This is a genomic window from Janthinobacterium sp. GW823-FHT03B06 (assembly GCF_058796955.1).
Genome location: NZ_JBXAJE010000003.1, coordinates 502,325 through 522,415, shown reverse-complemented (window position 1 = coordinate 522,415; position 20,091 = coordinate 502,325). Strand labels below are relative to the sequence as shown.

Annotated in this window: 14 protein-coding genes and 1 tRNA gene; 14 read left to right on the top strand and 1 reads right to left on the bottom strand. The window is 61.1% G+C overall.

Going from position 1 to position 20,091, the window contains the following annotated elements:
• The first annotated feature begins 119 nt into the window (after positions 1–119).
• Positions 120–2,195 carry a M13 family metallopeptidase gene (locus AC1RBA_RS13400; RefSeq protein ID WP_492418605.1) on the top strand — a complete coding sequence of 692 codons (2,076 nt, stop codon included), beginning with the start codon at positions 120–122 and terminating at the stop codon, positions 2,193–2,195.
• Positions 2,196–2,504: 309 nt separating this feature from the next.
• Here the strand turns inward: AC1RBA_RS13400 and AC1RBA_RS13395 are convergent, their stop codons facing one another.
• Positions 2,505–3,068: a c-type cytochrome gene (locus AC1RBA_RS13395; protein WP_070219012.1), complete on the bottom strand. Its 564-nt coding sequence runs from the start codon at positions 3,066–3,068 to the stop codon at positions 2,505–2,507.
• Between the two features lie 199 nt (positions 3,069–3,267).
• Between AC1RBA_RS13395 and AC1RBA_RS13390 the strand changes: the two genes are divergently transcribed.
• From AC1RBA_RS13390 to AC1RBA_RS13330, 13 genes are all read left to right on the top strand, one after another.
• A tRNA-Arg gene (locus tag AC1RBA_RS13390) sits at positions 3,268–3,343 on the top strand.
• 195 nt (positions 3,344–3,538) lie between these two features.
• A complete protein-coding gene (locus AC1RBA_RS13385; RefSeq protein WP_230504224.1) occupies positions 3,539–4,003 on the top strand; it encodes a helix-turn-helix domain-containing protein in 465 nt (154 codons plus the stop codon).
• A gap of 476 nt (positions 4,004–4,479) precedes the next feature.
• Positions 4,480–7,137 carry a TonB-dependent receptor gene (locus AC1RBA_RS13380; RefSeq protein ID WP_492418603.1) on the top strand — a complete coding sequence of 886 codons (2,658 nt, stop codon included), beginning with the start codon at positions 4,480–4,482 and terminating at the stop codon, positions 7,135–7,137.
• A 109-nt stretch (positions 7,138–7,246) separates the two neighbouring features.
• Positions 7,247–8,599 carry an MFS transporter gene (locus AC1RBA_RS13375; RefSeq protein ID WP_492418601.1) on the top strand — a complete coding sequence of 451 codons (1,353 nt, stop codon included), beginning with the start codon at positions 7,247–7,249 and terminating at the stop codon, positions 8,597–8,599.
• 24 nt (positions 8,600–8,623) lie between these two features.
• The gene (locus AC1RBA_RS13370) at positions 8,624–9,571 is read left to right on the top strand and encodes a glycoside hydrolase family 43 protein (RefSeq protein ID WP_492418600.1); all 948 of its coding nucleotides are present in this window, start codon (positions 8,624–8,626) and stop codon (positions 9,569–9,571) included.
• Positions 9,572–9,589: 18 nt separating this feature from the next.
• On the top strand, positions 9,590–10,660 hold the full coding sequence (locus AC1RBA_RS13365; RefSeq protein WP_492418598.1) for an aldose epimerase family protein: 1,071 nt from the start codon (positions 9,590–9,592) through the stop codon (positions 10,658–10,660).
• Between the two features lie 273 nt (positions 10,661–10,933).
• The gene (locus AC1RBA_RS13360; RefSeq protein WP_070289427.1) at positions 10,934–12,676 is read left to right on the top strand and encodes an IlvD/Edd family dehydratase; all 1,743 of its coding nucleotides are present in this window, start codon (positions 10,934–10,936) and stop codon (positions 12,674–12,676) included.
• Positions 12,677–12,688: 12 nt separating this feature from the next.
• Positions 12,689–13,681 (top strand): AraD1 family protein, encoded by a 993-nt coding sequence (gene araD1 / locus AC1RBA_RS13355; RefSeq protein ID WP_070289428.1) that lies wholly within the window; start codon positions 12,689–12,691, stop codon positions 13,679–13,681.
• On the top strand, positions 13,678–15,255 hold the full coding sequence (locus tag AC1RBA_RS13350; RefSeq protein WP_492418596.1) for an aldehyde dehydrogenase (NADP(+)): 1,578 nt from the start codon (positions 13,678–13,680) through the stop codon (positions 15,253–15,255). The genes araD1 and AC1RBA_RS13350 overlap by 4 nt, the downstream gene beginning before the upstream one ends.
• Positions 15,256–15,330: 75 nt before the next feature.
• Positions 15,331–16,098: an SDR family NAD(P)-dependent oxidoreductase gene (locus AC1RBA_RS13345; protein WP_492418595.1), complete on the top strand. Its 768-nt coding sequence runs from the start codon at positions 15,331–15,333 to the stop codon at positions 16,096–16,098.
• Positions 16,099–16,306: 208 nt separating this feature from the next.
• Positions 16,307–17,857, top strand: coding sequence for an alpha-N-arabinofuranosidase (locus AC1RBA_RS13340; RefSeq protein WP_492418593.1), 1,551 nt, complete (start codon positions 16,307–16,309; stop codon positions 17,855–17,857).
• A gap of 65 nt (positions 17,858–17,922) precedes the next feature.
• Positions 17,923–18,948: an arabinan endo-1,5-alpha-L-arabinosidase gene (locus tag AC1RBA_RS13335; protein ID WP_492418591.1), complete on the top strand. Its 1,026-nt coding sequence runs from the start codon at positions 17,923–17,925 to the stop codon at positions 18,946–18,948.
• 161 nt (positions 18,949–19,109) lie between these two features.
• Positions 19,110–20,084 (top strand): ABC transporter substrate-binding protein, encoded by a 975-nt coding sequence (locus tag AC1RBA_RS13330; RefSeq protein WP_070313064.1) that lies wholly within the window; start codon positions 19,110–19,112, stop codon positions 20,082–20,084.
• Positions 20,085–20,091 lie beyond the last annotated feature (7 nt).

Here is a 20,091-nt window from a genome sequence, read left to right as displayed (position 1 = left end):
TGTATTTCTGTCAAAGTTCTTTCTGTCATTTCGGCCGGTATGCTACAGTCAAAAACCGGGCCAGAAGCCTAGGGCCTTCTGACCCTTATATTTCACACAATACAATATAGAGGACAACCGTGAATCGTTATTTGTTAAGTGCATTGACCCTGAGTTTGCTGGCTGGCGTGTCCGGCATGGCTGGCGCCGCTGATTCTGCCAAGAAAGCCGCCGCCGCTCCCGCCACGGCCGCCGCATCGGCCGCGCTGACCTCCGGCATCGCCATCGAATACGTCGACCCTGCCGTGCGCGCGCAGGACGATTTGTTCCAGCACCTGAACGGCAAATGGCTGGCGGAAACCGTGATTCCTGCTGACAAGTCGAGCTGGGGCAGCTTTGCCAAGCTGGCCGACGATACGCAAACGCAGCTGCGCGGCATCGTCGAAGGCGCTGCCGCCGACAAGGCCCGCGCGGCCGGTTCGAATGCGCAGAAAATCGGTGATTTCTATAACAGCTTCATGGATGAAGCCAAGCTGGAAAGCCTGGGCCTGACGCCCTTGAACGCGGAACTGGCGAAGATCGCCGCGCTGCAGGACAAGGCGGAGTTGCCTGCCGTGATCGCCCACTTCAGCAAGCTGGGCGTGACCTCGCCGTACGACTTCGGCATCCACCAGGACGCCAAGGATTCCACCAAATACGTGGCGGACATCGTGCAAAGCGGCCTGGGCCTGCCTGACCGCGATTACTACCTGGAAGAGGGCAAGGCCGATACGCGCGCCAAATACCTGGCCCACGTGGAAAAAATGCTCAGTTTGGCCGGCGACGCGAACGCGGCCGCGAATGCGAAAGCCATCCTCGCGCTGGAAACGGAGCTGGCCAAGGCGCAATGGAGCAATGTGCAGAACCGTGATCCCGTCAAGACCTACAACAAGGTGGAGCTGGCGAAACTGGCCGCCGTGGCGCCAGGCTACGACTGGGCCCGCTACCTGAAGGACACGGGCATCGCCGGCAAGGTCAATTATGTGATCGTCAGCCAGCCCAGCTACCTGAAAGGTTTTGCCGAGATCGCCAACAAGACGCCGCTGGAAACGTGGAAAGCCTATTTCCAGTGGCACTTGCTGCATGCTAACGCCGGTTACTTGCCGAAAGCCTACGTCGACGAAAACTTCGCGTTCTATGGCACCACCCTGACGGGCGTGACGGAAATGCGTCCGCGCTGGAAACGCGGCGTGGGCGCCGTCGAAGGCGCGCTGGGCGAAGCCGTCGGTCAATTGTACGTGGAGCAGTATTTCCCGGCCGAGCGCAAGGTGCGCATGGAAGCGCTGGTGAAAAACCTGATGACGGCCTACAAGCAAAGCATCGACAAGCTCGACTGGATGAGCCCTGTCACCAAGAAACAGGCGCAAATCAAGCTGGCCAAGTTCACCACCAAGATCGGCTACCCGAACAAATGGCGCGATTACTCGGGCCTGACGGTGGCGCCCGATGATTTGATCGGCAACATCCAGCGTTCGCACCTGCTCAATTACAATCGCGAATTGAACAAGCTGGGTCAGCCTATCGACCGCGACGAGTGGGGCATGACGCCGCAGACCGTGAACGCCTATTACAACCCGGAACTGAACGAAATCGTCTTCCCGGCTGCCATCCTGCAAGCGCCGTTCTTTGACGCCAAGGCGGACGACGCCGTCAACTACGGCGCCATCGGCGGCGTGATCGGCCATGAAATCAGCCACGGCTTCGACGACCAGGGCGCCCAGTACGACGGCGACGGCAATCTGCGCGACTGGTGGACCAAGGCCGACCATAAAAACTTCGCCAAGAAAACCAAGCAGCTGGTGGCGCAGTACAACGGCTTCAGCCCCGTCAAAGGCCACTTCGTCAACGGCGAACTGACCCTGGGCGAGAACATCGCCGACAATTCCGGCGTGGCAATTGCCTACAAGGCGTACAAATTGTCGCTGAACGGCAAGCAAGCCCCCGTCATCGACGGTTTCACGGGCGAACAGCGCTTCTACGCGGGCTTTGCCCAGGTATGGCGCATGAAGATGCGTGAAGCGCAGCAACTGGTGTTGCTGAAAACGGACCCGCATTCGCCAGGCCAGTTCCGCGCCAACGGCACCATGCGCAACCAGCCAGGTTTCTATCAAGCCTTCGACGTGAAACCTGGCGACAAGATGTATCTGCCGCCGAAAGACCGCGTCATCATGTGGTAAGACGCTAAGTAATCCTCGGGGAAATTAGTGTGAATTTATGACGAATAGAACCGGATGCTATGCAAGGCGCTCACTGCGACGCAGTGCGAGCACTGCTAGCGGCGAGCAAGCCTCGTCGGCCACCTTGCAGAGCGCCGGTTATAGAAGTCAGAAATCACAATAATTTATTGGGGGTTACTTAGTTCAAGGCATAAGTTGCCAGCCGCCCCGCGCAAGCCGGGCGGCTTTTTTACGGCCTGATGTAACGCAAACGCCGGGCGAAAAAAAACCGCCCCTGCGGGCGGTTCCTCGATACGGGTGCTGCGCTGCTTACTTGGCAGGCTCGGCGGCTGGTGCACTGGCGCCGTCAGCGGCTGCGGCCGGTGCCGGCACTTCCGGTTCCTTGAACTTGCCGCCCGACGCGTTGGCGATGTAGACCACGGCGCGCGCCACTTCCACATCGTCGAGGTCGGGATTGCCGCCCTTGGCCGGCATCGCGCGCAGGCCTTCGATCGCGTGTTTCAGGACCGTATCGTAGCCCTGGGCCAGGCGGGCCGACCAGCTGCCCGCATCGCCAAATTTCGGTGCACCGGCCACGCCGGCGCCATGGCAGGCCACGCAGGTGGCCGTGTAGACGGCTTCACCGCTTTGCAGCACTTTCGGGCCGCTGGCATCCTTGAAGGTAAAGCCTTCATTGGCCACCGGGCTCAAGCGGGCATCGATGGCTTCCGGCGACTGGCTGTCCGTCCCGGCGCCCGTCAGTTTTTGCGCCGTGACGAACTGCACCAGCAGGATGATGCCGATGACGGTGACGAGGAAGAAGCCCGCTACGGCGGCAAGCAATTGTTTAGGCGTTTTGATCGCTGATTGTTGTTCGTTATGTGCGTCGCTCATGATGTCCTTAGTCCAGATTTGAAACTGATGGCCGTGTAAGGTAGCATTTTTACATGCTTGTATGTAAACCTTTATGAAACCCACAATTATAGGCACAAAAATTGAGCAGTGACATGCAATTGCCAGCGATACGACAGTTTCCGTAGACGTAGGTAAAGAAAAACGGTATCCTTCGCATCACTTCAGAAATTCCCCCTACGCGGCTGTAGCTCAGTGGATAGAGTATTGGCCTCCGAAGCCAAGGGTCGTGGGTTCGATCCCCGCCAGCCGCACCAAGATTTTCCTCATCGTATCCAGATCGTTTCTCCACCATGTCGCGGTTGATGGCACTGACTTTCTGTCGGCCTGTATCTGTTCGCCTTGCCGTTAAAACGTCGTGTCGTACTTGTCCTTGCACAAATTGTTATACTAATTTGGTTGCGTTTATTGCGTTTGCTTCGTAAGCTTCAATGGAAAGTAGGGAGGATGCCATGTCGAATGTGCTTGATCGTCTGGACAATAAAGAAGACCTGGAACTGGCGAAGGCGGCACAGCGCTGCCTGGTGAGTGCGCTTGATCATTCTCGTGCCGTGCAGATTGCGGTTCTGGAAGAGGGCGCGCAGGACTTGGGTGATGTTCCCTTGCTGCGTTTGCCGCCGAATGTGTTGCGCCTGTTTGCCGACGTCTTAGGTACCTTGGCCCAAGGTAAAGCCGTGACGGTCATGCCGAAGGAGCATGACGTGACGACACAGGAAGCGGCCATGTACCTGAATATGTCACGTCCCTACCTGGTGCGCCTGCTTGAGGCAGGGAAGATTCCCCATCATAAGGTGGGTACGCACAGGCGGCTGCGCTTTGAGGATGTGGTGCAGTACAAGGATGAGCGCAAACGGCGTTCGCAACAGGCCTTGCAGGCCTTGGCAGATCAGGCGCAGGAGCTTGAACTGGGGTACTGATGGCTGGATACTACCGTTACACTGCCGTCCTCGATGCCTGTGTGTTGTATCCGGCCCCCTTGCGCGATCTATTGAATCCCTCATATCCGCTACCGAATTGATTGCCACTTACGAAGCGCAAGGTTTGCCGCAGCTGGGCACGTTGCTGCGTTCCGCGGTCGCCTTGCTTTAGCGTCTGCTTCAGCAACCCGGCAATAGCCGCTCCACCGCTCCACCTCCCCTTTAAATACATGCCTCCGCGTCCTGGAGCGTGTACTGCCGTTTTTTTAGGCATGATCACGCCTGAAATGTCCCTGACGCCCCTGCCGTTGTCGCTTCACACCCTCCAAAGCCCCTCCACCGCCGATATCGAAATTGATATCAAAACAGTGGAAAAATTGATTGGAGAGATTATCGCCCAGCCCCTAAGATAAACGCCGAGCATGCGCACGACATGCAAGCGGCATAAAAAATATCAATACAATATCTGGAGATTCATGATGCGCAACGCCACCGGCCCGCTCGCGGCCACTTCCCCTCGTCCATTCACCTTGAAGGCAGCCGTTGCGGCATTGGCCGGTATTGGCTTGCTGAGCACGGCTTCGGTCCGGGCGCAGGATGCGGTGGCGGCCGATGCCGGTGCCGAGCCTGTCGCGGAAGTGGCTGTCGTGACCGTCAGCGGCGTGCGCCGTTCGGCGCAAAACTCGCAGCAGATCAAGATGCGCTCGGACCAGGTCATCGATTCCATCGTGGCCGACGACATCGGCAAGTTTCCGGACAATAACGTGGCCGAGACCCTGGCGCGCATTTCCGGCATCCAGATCCGCCGCGATTCGGGCGAAGCGAGCGCCGTCATGATCCGCGGCTTGCGCGATGTCACGACCCTGCTCAACGGCCGCGAACTGTTCACCACCACGGGCCGCTACGTCAACCTGGCCGACATTCCCGCCACCATGCTGCAGCGCGTGGACGTGTACAAGTCGCAGGGCGCGGACCAGGTCGAAGGCGGCGTGGCCGGCATCATCGACGTGCGCACGAATCGCCCGTTCGATTTCAAGGAGTTCACCGCCAGCGTCAACGCGCGCGCCGTCTACAGCGACAAATCCAGGGCCACCGATCCGAACATCAGCGGCATGCTGTCGAACCGCTGGAGGACGGGCATCGGTGAAGTGGGCGCGCTGCTGGGCTTGTCGCAGCAGCAGCACCGTTACCATGAGGAGCGCGCGTTCAGTACGGCCCCCGTGGATAAAAGTTTCCTGTCGCCGGGTTTGACGGGGCCGGACCAGGTGGGCTTGCTGCCGATCAAGGGCGACCGCCGCCGCAGCACCGCCAATGCCGTGCTGCAATGGCGTCCGAACGCCGACGTCGAACTGTACGCCGAAGGCATGGCCACGCGCTTCCTGCTCGATGCCGAATCCGACTACTTTGTCGGCTTGCCCTGGTGGGGCACGCCCGTGTCGGCCACCAAAATTCCCGGCAGCAACCAGCTGCAAACGCTGACCTCCAAAAACGTCAACACCATCATGTCGACGCAGGCGAACAAGAACCAGACCAAGACGCATCAGTTTGCCGTGGGCGGTTTGTGGGATATCAATCCGGAATGGCGTTTCACGTCGGAAGTGGCCAGCACCAAAAGCAGCTATACCTGGCGCAACCCGATCCTCGATGCGATCACCGTCGTGCCGAACGCCAGCATCAATACCAACCGGAACGGCACCCTGCACGTCGACTACACGGGCATCGATCTGCAAGACCCGTCGAACTACTATCTGAAGGGCTTTTTCGACCGCTACGGCAAAGACAAGGGCAGCGCGAACGATGTGCGCGCCGACCTGGCGTACACGCCGAGTGCCGGCGGTATCTTCAAGGAAATCAGCGTCGGCGTGCGCGGCGTCAAGCGCGAAGCCGAATCGATCAAGAGCTTCGAAGGCAATGCGGAAGCTCCGGACGTGTCCGGCGCGGCGTTTCCGTTCAGCCGCCAGAGCGTGACGTCGATTCCCGGCTTGAATTGCCTGTCGGAACCAATGTCCAGTGGCGGTCCCGACTATGGCTTGAAGCAGTGGTACACGCCATGCGCCAGCTTCCTGCTCAATAACACGGGTACCATCCGCCAAGCCGTCACGGGCAGCAGCGCGGCGCGCGCCATGGACCCGGGCTCGTTCTTCAAGGATACGGAAAAGACGTATTCCATCTACACCAAGGCGAAGATCGCTTTTAAACTGGGCGCCTACCCCGTCGACGGCACCGTCGGCGTGCGCGTCGTGCGCACGGAGCAAAGCCTGCAAGGCAACAGTTCGCAGGATGGCGTCTACACGCCCGTCATCAGCGACACGGCCAGCACCGACGTGTTGCCCAGCGTGGCGCTGAAAATCAAGCTGCGCGCCGACCTGGTCGGCCGCTTCGCTGCGGGCCGCACGATCAGCCGCCCCGGCTTTGCCCAGCTGAACCCGGGCGTGGCTCTGGTCAATTCGACGGAAACGGTGAAGGCGACGGGCGCGGGCGGCAATCCGAATCTGAAACCGGTGACGGGCGACAATGTCGATGCGGCACTGGAATGGTATTTCGCGCCGGCCGGTTCCGTCACGGCCACCGTGTTCCACCACAAGTTCGACGGCTATATCCAGCAACGCATTGCCAGCGAAACCATCGCCGGCAAGACTTATGACGTGGACCGTCCGTACAACACGGCCGCCGGCAAGCTGCAAGGCCTGGAAATTGGCTACCAGCAGTTTTATGACGGCTTGCCGGGTATCTTGAGCGGCCTGGGCTTGCAGGCGAACGGCACTTACATGAGCGGCACCACCGACGACGAGACGGGCAGCCATGCCATCACGGGCGTGTCGCGCTATGCCTACAACCTGGTCGTGCTGTACGAAAAGGACGCCTGGTCGGGCCGCCTGGCTTACAACTGGCGCTCGAAATTCATCGACAGCTACAAGCAGGGCGGCCCCGGCCTGGACTTGAAAGTGGCGCCGACGGCCCAGCTTGACGGTTCGCTGTCATACAAGATCAACGAGCAGTTCACCGTGACCCTCGATGGGAATAACTTGCTCGACACCAAGTTCAAGGATTACTGGAACGAGCCGGGCGTGTATGCGCGCGATACGCGGCGCTATGACCGGACCGTTGGCGTATCACTGCGCTGGAAAATGTAAGTTGATCACATCGTAAAAAATCAAGGGCGTTGCCATGGTTTCGGCCGGCAACGCCCCTGTCAGTTGGGCAGTCACGCACGATTCATCATCAAAAGAATGGACGGAAAGCATGGAGACGCAAAAATTATCCACCGTTGAAAAGGTCGGCTTCGGCGCCGGCGACATGGCGCTCAATGTCGTCATCTCGTCGATGATGCTGATCATCACCTTTTTCTATACCGATATCTATGGCTTGAAAACCACGGACCTGGCCCTGCTGTTCGTGGCCGTGAAAGTCATCGGCGCCATCGCCGACCTGGTCATGGGCCAGATCACCGACCGCTACAGCTTTGCCTCGGGCCGCTACCGCCCGTATCTGCTGTGGCTGGCCGTGCCGTACGGCGTCAGCGTCTTCTTCGTCTTCAGCACGCCCGAGTGGCAGTATGACGCCAAGCTGATCTGGGCATATTCGACGTATATTTTGATGACCATCATGACGGCTGGCGTGGGCATTCCCTACATTTCCCTGATCAGCGGCCTGACCAGCGACCCCCAGGACCGCCTGTCGGCCAACGGCTACCGCCTGTTCTTCGCCAAGATCGGCGCCTTCATGGTGACCATCGTCGTGCCTATCCTGTCGCAGCGCTGGGGCGGCGGCAACCCGGCCGTCGGCTATCAGGCGGCCATGGCCGTGATGGCCGTCATGGGCGTGGCCCTGTTCCTGTTCTGCTATTTCTCCACCACCGAGCGCGTGGTGCACGTGGTGGAAAAGCAATCGTTGCTGGCGCAGTTGAAAGTGCTGCTGCAGAACGACCAGTGGCTGGTACTGTGCGGTGTGTGCGTCACGGGCACCATCGGCTACGTGGTGCGCGGCTCCGTCGCCATTTATTACGCGAAATACTATCTGGGCGGCAGCACGGAAACGGTGGCCGCTTTCCTCACGACCGGCGTGGTGGCCGCCATCCTTGCCATGATCGCCTCGACCTGGATCACCAAGTTTTACTGCAAGGTAAAGCTGTTCCGCTACACGCAGATCGGCGTCGCACTGATCAGCCTGGCGATCTATTTCTTTGTGAAACCGAGCGACACCGTGCTGGCCTTCGCGCTGTATTTCCTGCTGTCCTTTGTCGTGGACTTGCATGCGCCCGTGTTCTGGTCGGCCATCGCGGAAACCATCGATTACGGTCAAGTCAAGACGGGCAAGCGCGTCTCCGGCTTCGCCTTTGGCGGCATCTCCGTCTGCCAGAAGGCGGGCATGGCGGTGGCGGGCGGCCTGGTGGGCGTGCTGCTCGCGTATTTCGACTACCAGCCCAACCATGAGCAAACGCAATTCGCCCTGAACGGCATCGCCCTGATGCTGTCGATCATCCCCGGCTTCTTCCACCTGTTGATGGGCTTGCTGATGTTCAAGTACCGCATCAGCGACAGCTATTACACGGGCGTGAAAACCGAAATGCACAAGCGCGGCTACGTGGCTGCGTAAGAATAATTGAATGGAGCAAGCAACATGGCAGACGTCTTGACCCCGCTGATCGAACAGCGCGCCGACCCGCATATCTACCGCCACAGCGACGGCTATTATTACTTCACGGCCTCCGTGCCCCAGTACGACCGCATCGAACTGCGCCGCGCCGCCAGCATCGCGGGCCTGGCCGACGCGCAAACGGTCGATGTGTGGCACAAGCCAGACACGGGACCGTACAGCGAACTGGTGTGGGCACCTGAGCTGCACTTCAACCAGGGCGCCTGGTATGTGTATTTTGCCGCCGCGCCGAGCTGCGAAATCAAACATAAACTTTTCCAGCACCGCATGTATGCGATCCGTAACACGAACGCCAACCCGCTGGAAGGCGAGTGGGAATTCATGGGACAGATCGACACGGGCATCGACACCTTCTGCCTGGACGCCACCACGTTCGAACACGACGGCGTGCTGTACTACCTGTGGGCGCAGAAGGATGTGGCCATCGAAGGCAATTCCAACCTCTACATCGCACCGATGGCCACGCCGTGGCAGCTGGCCGGCCCGCCCGTCATGCTGAGCAAGCCGGAATTCGACTGGGAAATCCGTGGCTTCTGGGTCAACGAGGGACCGTCCGTGCTGAAACGCAATGGCAAGATCTTCATCAGCTACTCGGCCAGCGCTACCGATGAAAACTATGCGATGGGTCTGCTGTGGGCTGACGAGTCCGCCGACTTGCTCGACCCGTTTTCCTGGACCAAGTCGCCTGATCCCGTGTTTGCCACCTGCTACGAGCACGGCATCTACGGCCCCGGCCACAACAGCTTTACCACGGCCGACGACGGCGACGGCGTATTGCTGGTGTACCATGCCCGCACCTACACGGAAATCGTCGGCGACCCGCTGTGGAACCCGGATCGTCACACCTTTGTGAAGCCGCTGCGCTGGGATGCGCAAGGCATGCCCGTGTTTGGCCGCTCATCGACCCTGTAACGTTCCGGACCCGACGCCATGACCCCAGTTGATTCTGTTTCAGTGACGCAAGCGCCGTTCGGCATCCTGCCCGATGGCCAACAAGTGACGGCCTTTACCCTGACGAACCGCCAGGGCATGCAGGTGAAAGTGCTCGACTTTGGCGCCATCATCAGCGAAATCCACGTGCCTGACCGCGACGGCCGCTTTGCCGACGTGGTGCTCGGTTTCGATCGCCTCGAACCGTATTTGCACAACAGCGCTTTCCTGGGCGCCGTCATCGGCCGTTACGGCAACCGCATCGCGGCGGGCCGTTTCAGTCTCGACGGCAAGGATTACCAGCTGGCCGTGAATAACCCGCCCAATCATTTGCATGGCGGCAACCAGGGCTTTCACCAGGTCATGTGGCAGGCCGCGCCGTTCGCGAACGATGACGCGGTGGGCATCACGTTCACGCGCAGCAGCCCGGACGGCGAAGATGGCTACCCGGGCAAGCTCGACGTCACCTTGACCTATGCACTGGACAACGACAATGCGCTGAGCCTGCGCTACCACGCCGTCACGGACCAGGCCACGCCCATCAACTTGACTAACCACAGCTATTTCAATCTGGCGGGGCAGGGCACTATCCTCGGCCATGTGCTGTCCGTCAACGCGGACCGCTACCTGCCCGTCGACGCGGGGTCGATTCCCACGGGCGAATTGGCGGACGTGGCCGGCACGCCGTTCGACTTGCGCCAGAGTACCGTCATCGGCGACAGCATCGCCTTGCCGCATGAACAGCTGCGCATCGGCCGCGGCTACGACCATAACTTCGTGCTGAATCAAAAGCCGGGGCAGTTGCTGAACCTGGCCGCCACCGTGCGCGAGCCGCAATCGGGGCGGGTGATGCAGGTGTACACACAGGAGCCGGGCATCCAGTTTTATTCGGGCAATTTCCTCGACGGCAGCCAGCACGGCAAGCGGGGCGCCAACAGTTATCGCAGCGCGCTGTGCCTGGAAACCCAGCATTTCCCGGATTCACCGAACCAGGCGCATTTCCCGAACACCATTTTGCGCCCGGGTCAGGTGTATCAGACGGAGACCGTGTACCGGTTTTCCGCAGATTAATCGTCTAACACCAAACGAAATCCGGGGACGTTCCCTGCGGGATCGGAATGCGCCCATTGGACGCATTCCCCCTCAGGGTACGCCGCCCAATACCTTTCACGCCCTGCCGCCATGCGCCCGCAGGGCGTTTTCATTGGCGCATGGTGATATCGTTTTCGATATCGGAACGCATTAAAAATTGATTGGAAAGGCATGGCAGGATTCTTTAGTATTCCAACATCGCTGCCCGGGCCGACGACCTTAGATCCGGCATGGCACAACCAGGAGAATGGCATGTCTGAGACAAAAAAGAAGGTAGCCCTGCGCTCGGCCGAGTGGTTCGGCTCGCAGGACAAGAACGGCTTCATGTACCGCAGCTGGATGAAAAACCAGGGCATACCTGACCATGAATTTCACGGCAAGCCCATCATCGGCATCTGCAATACCTGGTCCGAACTGACGCCCTGCAACGCGCATTTCCGCCAGCTGGCTGAACACGTCAAGCGCGGCATCCTGGAAGCGGGCGGTTTCCCAGTGGAATTCCCCGTCTTCTCGAACGGCGAATCGAATCTGCGCCCGACAGCCATGCTGACGCGCAACTTGGCCTCGATGGACGTGGAAGAATCGATCCGCGGCAATCCGATGGACGCCGTCGTGCTGCTGGTCGGCTGCGACAAGACGACACCGGCATTGCTGATGGGCGCGGCCAGCGTCGACATTCCCACCATCGTCGTCAGCGGCGGCCCCATGCTGAACGGCAAACTCAATGGCAAGGACATCGGTTCCGGCACGGCCGTATGGCAGCTGCACGAGCAGATGAAGGCGGGATCGATCACCTTGCACCAGTTCATGTCGGCCGAATCGGGCATGTCGCGCTCGGCCGGTACCTGCAACACCATGGGCACGGCTTCGACGATGGCCAGCATGGCCGAAGCGCTGGGCACGTCCTTGCCGCACAACGCGGCCATCCCAGCCGTCGATTCGCGCCGCTACGTGCTGGCGCACATGTCGGGCATCCGCATCGTTGAAATGGTGCACGAAGACCTGCGCCTGTCGAAAGTGCTGACGCGCGAGGCATTTGAAAACGCCATCAAGGTCAATGCGGCCATCGGCGGCTCGACCAATGCCGTAATCCACCTGAAGGCGATTGCCGGACGCATCGGCGTGCCTTTGGAACTGGAAGACTGGACGAAAACGGGCCGCGGCACGCCGACCATCGTCGACCTGCTGCCGTCGGGCCGTTTCCTGATGGAAGAGTTTTACTACGCGGGCGGCTTGCCGGCCGTGATACGCCGCCTGGGCGAGGGCGATTTGCTGCCGCACAAGAATGCGCTGACCGTCAACGGCAAGTCGATCTGGGACAACTGCGTCGAAGCGCCGATCTACAACGACGAAGTGGTGCGCACCCTGGACAACCCGTTGCTGGCCGATGGCGGCATCTGCGTGCTGCGCGGCAACCTGGCACCGCGCGGCGCCGTGCTGAAACCATCGGCCGCCTCGCCGCATTTGATGCAGCACCGGGGCAAGGCCGTCGTCTTCGAGGATTTCGAGCACTATAAATCGCGCATCCTCGATCCGGACCTCGACGTGGACGCCAATTCCGTGCTGGTGATGAAAAATTGCGGCCCGAAAGGTTATCCGGGCATGGCGGAAGTGGGCAATATGGGCTTGCCGCCGAAACTGCTGGCGCAAGGCATCACCGACATGGTGCGCATTTCGGATGCGCGCATGAGCGGCACGGCCTACGGCACCGTCGTGCTGCACGTGGCGCCGGAAGCCATGGCGGGCGGCCCGCTGGGCATTGTGCGCGACGGCGACATGATCGCCCTCGATTGCCACGCCGGCAGCCTGAACATCGACATCAGCGACGCGGAAATAGCCGAGCGCCTGGCGGCCCGCGAACTGGGCAGCGCGCCCGGCCCGAAGAGCGGCTACCAGCAGCTGTACATCGAACACGTGTTGCAGGCCGACGAAGGCTGCGATTTCGACTTCCTGGTCGGCAATCGCGGTTCCGCCGTGCCGCGCCACTCACATTAAGCGGAGAATCCCATGCTGTTGCTGCAATTTACGAATGAACATGGCGGCCGCCTCGTCGGTCTGCTGCAAGACGACCAGATCCGCGTCATTGAAGGCTACAACACGACGTATGCGCTGGCGCAAGACGCCATCCGCAAGCGTATCAATCTGGCGGAACTGGTGAACGCCAGCGTCGGCAACACCACGCATGCGTATGCGGACGTGGCCGCCAGCGGCCGCCTGCTGGCGCCGCTCGACCATGCGGACGAGGCGCACTGCTACGTGACGGGCACGGGCCTGACCCATTTGGGCAGCGCCGGCGCGCGCGACGCCATGCACAAGAAGATCGGCGGCGACGCCGAATCCTTGAGCGACTCGATGAAAATGTTCCGCCTGGGCGTGGAAGGCGGCAAGCCCGCCGACGGCACGGCCGGCGCCCAGCCCGAGTGGTTCTACAAGGGCGACGGCTCCATCGTGCGCGCTGGCGGCCAGCCCCTGCGCATGCCGGACTTTGCCCTCGATGGCGGCGAAGAGCCTGAAATTGCCGGCCTGTACGTGATCGGCGATGACGGCCAGCCCTACCGGGTCGGCTACGCCATCGGCAATGAATTCTCGGACCACGTGACGGAACGCCAGAACTATCTGTACCTGGCCCACTCGAAGCTGCGCGTCTGCAGCGTGGGCCCGGCCCTGCTGGTGGGCGAATTGCCCGCGCATATCGCCGGCACCTCGCGCGTGCTCGATACGGCCGGCAATGTGCGCTGGGAAAAAGCGTTCGTCAGCGGCGAAGACAATATGTCGCACACGATCGCCAACCTCGAGCACCATCACTTCAAGTATCCGCTGTTCAAGCGCCCTGGCGACGTGCACGTGCACTTCTTCGGCACGGCCACCCTGAGCTTTGCCGATGGCGTGAGCGTGGCGCCGGGCGAAACCTTTGAAATCGAAGCGCCGGCCTTTGGCCCTGCCTTGCGCAACCGCCTCGACGTCTTCCCAACCGAATTTGCGAAAGTGAGCACATTATGAGTTTCAATATCACCGGTGATGCATTGATCGGCGGCGTCGCCGTCAAGGGCAATGGCGGCTCCTTCGAAGCGTGGGACCCGGCCGCGCGCGCGCACATCGCGCCCGCCTTCCACATGGTTGACGTAGCGCAAATCGACGAAGCCTGCCGTCTGGCGCAAGCCGCGTTCGACCCGTTTCGCGCCACCAGCGATGCGCAGCGTGCCGACTTCCTCGACACCATCGCCGCGCAAATCCTGGAACTGGGCGATGATTTGATCGTGCGCGCCATGACGGAAAGCGGCTTGCCGCGCGCGCGCCTGGAAGGCGAACGCGGCCGCACCGTCGGTCAATTAAAACTGTTTGCGGGCTTGCTGCGCGAGGGTTCCTGGACCGATGCACGCATCGATTCGGCCTTGCCCGACCGCGTGCCGCCGCGTCCTGATTTGCGCTTGCGCATGATCGGCCTGGGCCCCGTCGCCGTGTTTGCGGCCAGTAACTTCCCGCTGGCCTTCTCCGTGGCCGGCGGCGATACGGCCTCGGCCTTGGCTGCCGGCTGCCCCGTCGTCCTGAAAGCCCATTCGGCCCATCCCGGCACGTCCGAGCTGGTGGCGCGCGCCATCGTCAAGGCGATTGAACTCTGCAAGCTGCCGGCAGGCGTGTTCGCCCTGCTGACGGGCACGGGCAACGGTATCGGCCAGGCGCTGGTCGCCCATCCGGCCATCCAGGCCGTGGGCTTTACGGGTTCGCGTTCGGGCGGTATCGCCCTGATGAAGGTGGCGGCCGAACGTCCGCAGCCGATCCCCGTGTATGCGGAAATGAGCAGCATCAACCCCGTGTTCGTGCTGCCGCAAGCCTTGGCTGCCCGTGGCGCGGCGATCGCCAGCGGTTTTGCCGCCTCGCTGACGATGGGCGTGGGCCAGTTCTGCACCAATCCCGGCCTCGTGCTGGGCCTGGAAGGCCCTGACTTCACGGCGTTTGCCGCCGCTGCCGCCGAAGCGCTGGCGCCGGCCCCGGCCGCCACCATGTTGACGGCCGGTATCGCCAGCAGCTATGCCAAGGGCGTCGCCGCGCTGGCGCAGCACGCCGATGTGACGCCGCTGGTGCAAAACACGGGCGAGGAAGGCAAGGGCGCCGCCGCCCTGTTCGTCACCTCGGGCGAGGCCTTCCTGGCCAGGCACGATTTGCGCGATGAAGTGTTCGGTCCCGCCTCCCTGCTGGTGGCGTGCCGCGACATGGAGCAAATGCTGGCGATCACGGAAAGCCTGGAAGGCCAGCTGACGGCCACCTTGCAGATGGATGCGGGCGACCTGGAAGACGCGCGCCGTTTGCTGCCCGTGCTGGAACGCCGCGTGGGCCGCATCCTGGCCAACGGTTTCCCGACGGGCGTGGAAGTGTCGACGGCCATGGTGCACGGCGGCCCGTTCCCGGCCACCTCGGACGGCCGCAGCACCTCGGTAGGCACGGCGGCCATCAACCGCTTCCTGCGTCCCGTGTCGTACCAGAACCTGCCGCAGGACTTGCTGCCGGAGTCGCTGCGCGATGATAATCCGCTCAGTATCTGGCGCCGCAAGGACGGCGTGTTGGGCAAGGAATAACAACACGGCGAGCCGCATATCGAATGCGGTACGCTGTGGTGCACGTGTACATAAAAATAAACAGGCGGAGACAAGATGAAGCAATTGGCGAAATATGGCAGCTTGCAGGGCAAGCGCGTGTTCATCACGGGCGGCGGCAGCGGCATCGGCGAATCCCTGGTGGCGGAGTTTGCCGCCCAGGGTGCGCTGGTGGCGTTTGTCGACATCGCCGTGGAAGCGAGCGAGGCCCTGTGCCGCCGCCTGGCTGAAGCGGGCATGACGGCGCCCCTGTTCCGCTATTGCGACATCACGGATATTCCGTCCTTGCAAGCCGTCATGGCGGAACTGGCGCAGAAGCTGGGCGACTTCGATATTCTCGTCAACAATGCCGCCAACGACCAGCGCCACCAGGCGCAGGACGTCACCCTGGAATACTGGAACGAGCGCATTGCGATCAATCAACGTCCCATGTTCTTCACCTGCCAGGCCGTCTTCGAAGGCATGAAGCGCAAGGGCGGCGGTTCCATCATTAACGTCAGCTCGATTTCCTGGCACATGAAGTCGGGCGGCTATCCTGTGTACGCCACCACCAAGGCGGCCGTCGTGGGCCTCACGCGGGGCCTGGCGCGCGATTACGGCGCTCACAATATCCGCGTCAACACGGTCACGCCCGGCTGGGTCATGACGCAGCGCCAGATCGAGCTGTGGGTCGACGACGCGGCGGAAGTGGAAATCAAGAAAAGCCAGTGCTTGCCCAATAAACTGATGCCGCAGGACATCGCCGCCATGGTGCTGTTCCTTGCGTCGGACGACGGCGCGATGTGCTCCTCCCAGGAATTCATCGTCGATGCCGGCTGGGTCTGACAAAACGTCCAGGGCGTTGTTGCCTTGCCTAGCCGTACTGTCGTACTGTCTTCGGCAAGGCGCCTAGCCCTGGACGTTTTGTCGGCCGCGGGCCTTCCCGCCTTACCCCATTCGTGTATGCCTCCCACTCCGTAGCCGGAGAGGCATCGCCACATCCATTGCCGGCTTGATCCCGGCCCTTGCTTTTCACTAAAAAACAGGAGACAGCATGAAATTCATCCATACCAGCATCGTGGCCCTCAGCCTGGCCATGGCCGTCGGCAGCGCCTTTGCCGCGCCCGTCAATGTCACCATCGACGTGGCCAGGCCCGGTTCCGTGATCAACAAGAACATCTACGGCCAGTTCGCTGAACACCTGGGCACCGGCATCTACGAAGGCATGTGGGTGGGGCCGGAGTCGCCGATCCCGAACACCAAGGGCTGGCGCAATGACGTGCTGGGCGCGCTGAAACAGTTGCACGTGCCGCTGGTGCGCTGGCCGGGCGGCTGCTTTGCCGATGAATACCACTGGAAGGATGGCATCGGCGCGCGCGACAAGCGCCCGACCAAGGTCAACACCAACTGGGGCGGCGTGGAAGAGTCGAATGCCGTCGGCACGCATGAATTCTTCGACCTGGCCGAGCTGCTGGGCGCACAGACCTATATCAACGGCAACCTCGGTTCCGGCACGCCGCAGGAAATGTCCGAATGGCTCGAATACATGACGTCGGACAGCAAATCGACCCTGGCCGAGCTGCGCCGCAAGAATGGCCGCGCCCAGCCGTACAAGGTCGATTATTTCGGCATCGGCAACGAAGCGTGGGGGTGCGGCGGCAACATGCGCCCGCAGTACTATGCCGACCTGTACAAGCACTATCACACCTTCATGAAGACGCCGGAAAGCGCGCGCCCGAAATTCATCGCCAGCGGCGGCAATGACGACGACATCAGCTGGTCCAGCACCCTGAGCCGCGAGATCAAGCCGAACATGATGGATGCCATCAGTTTCCACTACTACACGGTGCCGACCGGTGTGTGGGAAAAGAAGGGCTCCGCCACGGGCTTTGGCGAAAATGAGTGGATTTCCGCCCTGAGCCGCACCCTGCGCATCGATAGCTTGATCAAGAATAATCTCGCCGCCATCGACAAGAACGACCCGTCGAAAAAGACGGGCCTGTACGTCGATGAATGGGGCACTTGGTACGACGTGGAGCCGGGCACCAACACGGGTTTCCTGTTCCAGCAAAACAGCTTGCGCGATGCGCTCGTGGCCGCCTTGAACTTCAATATCTTCCATGCCCACGCGGACAGGGTGCGCATGACGAATATCGCGCAAATGGTCAACGTGCTGCAGGCCATGATCATCACGGACAAGGACAAATATTTCCTCACGCCTACGTATCACGCGTTTGAAATGTACGTGCCGTTTCAAGATGCCACGTCCTTGCCGGTTGCCATTAGCGGCAATGGCAAGTACAGCCTGGGCAAGGTCAGCATTCCTGAAGTGAGCGCCTCGGCCGCGCGCGCCAAGGATGGCAAGGTGTATCTGTCGCTGGTCAACACGAACCCGCACAAGGCCGTCGACGTGAGCGTGGCGCTGGCAGGTCAAAAAGTGACAGCCGTGAATGGCCGCGTGCTGACCGCAGGCAAGATGGATGCCGTCAACAGCTTTGCGCAACCGCAAGCCGTGCAGCCGGTGGCGTTCAATGCCCAGGCGCAAGGCGGCAAGCTGACCGTGTCGGTGCCCGCCAAGGCGGTGGTGGTGGTGGCGGTCGAATAAACCTGCCGGTTTTGATGTATCCAGCCGGCCCGCATGACGGGCCGGCTGGCCATGTGGAGAACACGATGCAATTTTCGACAATGATGGCCTTGGCGGCCATGCTTGCGTTCAGCCCCGTCCAGGCGGCCCAGGTCAGCGTGCACGACCCCGTGATGGCCAAGGAAGGCGACACGTATTATTTGTACAGCACGGGTCCCGGCATCACTTTCTACAGCTCGAGGAATATGCGCGACTGGCAGCCGGAAGGGCGCGTCTTCGCGGGCCAGCCGACCTGGGCCAAGACGGCCGCACCGTCGTTTGACGACCATATCTGGGCGCCCGACGTCCAGTTCCATGACGGCAAATATTACCTGTACTACTCGGTGTCCGGCTTCGGCAAGAACACGTCCGGCATCGGCGTAACCGTCAACACCACCCTGAATCCCCGCTCGCCCGATTACCGCTGGGTCGACCAGGGCATGCTGCTGCAATCGGTGCCCGAGCGCGACGAGTGGAATGCCATCGACTCGAACATCGTCATCGATGCCAAAGGCACGCCGTGGATGGCCTTCGGCTCGTTCTGGAACGGCATCAAGCTGGTGAAACTCAACGCCGACTGGAAAACCATTGCGGAACCGCAAGAGTGGCATTCGCTGGCGCGCCGCGCGCCGCTGCCGCCACGGGCAGGCGAATTCAAGCCCGCGCCCGAGGAAATCGAGGCGCCGTTCATCTTCCAGCGCGGCAACGATTACTTCCTCTTCGTCTCCTGGGGTTTGTGCTGCCAGAAGGAAAAAAGCACGTATCACTTGGCCGTGGGCCGTGCCAAGAGCGTGACGGGGCCGTATCTGGACAAGGATGGCCGCGACATGGCGCAGGGCGGCGGCACGGTGGTATTGAAAGGCGACAAGGATTGGCAGGGACTGGGCCACAACAGCGCCTACACGTTCGATGGCAACGATTACCTGGTGCTGCACGCCTACGAAACGGCGGACAACTATTTGCAGAAGCTCAAGATATTGCCCATGACGTGGGACAAGGAGGGCTGGCCGCAGGTGGACCCGCGCGACTTGAACCGCTACCAGAGCCGCGAATTGCCGGCCGCCAAACGGTAAGCGGAGCAGGGGATGGGCGGCAGGTGATACGTAAATCGGTATCGCAAGCGAAAAAGAATTGATTGGATGGCTATGTTGCTTTCTCCTACCATGGGTTCATAAAAAACCGCCCATCCGGCATCCGGCTGTGATGGTATTCCAAAAAAAAACTGGAGACAAGAATGAAATTGACACGCCGTACACTCCTCGCCAGCGCCATGCTGCTGGCCGCTTCCGCCACCACCTTCGCTACCTCGTCCGCGTTTGCCGCCAAGCCTCTCGTCATGGGCTTTTCGCAGGTAGGCGCCGAGAGCGAATGGCGCACCGCCAATACCGTCTCCATCAAGGAGGCGGCCAAGAAAGATGGCGTCACCCTGAAATTTGCCGATGCGCAGCAAAAACAGGAAAACCAGGTCAAGGCCCTGCGCTCGTTCATCGCGCAAAAGGTCGACGTGATCGCCTTCTCCCCGGTCGTGGAATCGGGCTGGGATACGGTGCTGCGCGAAGCCAAGGCTGCCAAGATCCCCGTCATCCTGACGGACCGCGCCGTTAACGTGGCCGATAAATCGCTGTACGTGACCTTCATCGGTTCCGATTTCGTGGAAGAGGGCCGCCGCGCCGGCCAGTGGCTGCTCGAGTACGCCAAGAAAACCCCGGACGCGCAACTGAACATCGTCGAATTGCAAGGTACGGTCGGTTCCGCGCCGGCCATCGACCGCAAGGAAGGCTTCCAGGAAGTCATCGGCAAGAATCCCAAGCTGAAGATCATCCGTTCGCAAACGGGCGACTTTACGCGCGCCAAGGGCAAGGAAGTGATGGAAGCGTTCCTCAAGGCGGAAGGCAAGAAGATCAACGTGCTCTACGCGCACAATGACGACATGGCCATCGGCGCCATCCAGGCCATTGAAGAAGCGGGCATGAAACCGGGCAAGGACATCATCATCATCTCCATCGATGGCGTCAAAGGCGCGTTCGAAGCCATGATCGCCGGCAAGCTGAACGTCACCGTCGAGTGCAGCCCGCTGCTGGGCCCGCAACTGATGTCCATCGCCCGCGATGTGGTGGCCGGCAAACCCGTGCCAGCGCGCATCACGACGGTGGAAGGCGTGTTCCCTGCCGAGGTGGCCGCCAAGGAATTTCCGAACCGTAAGTACTAAGCTTGCC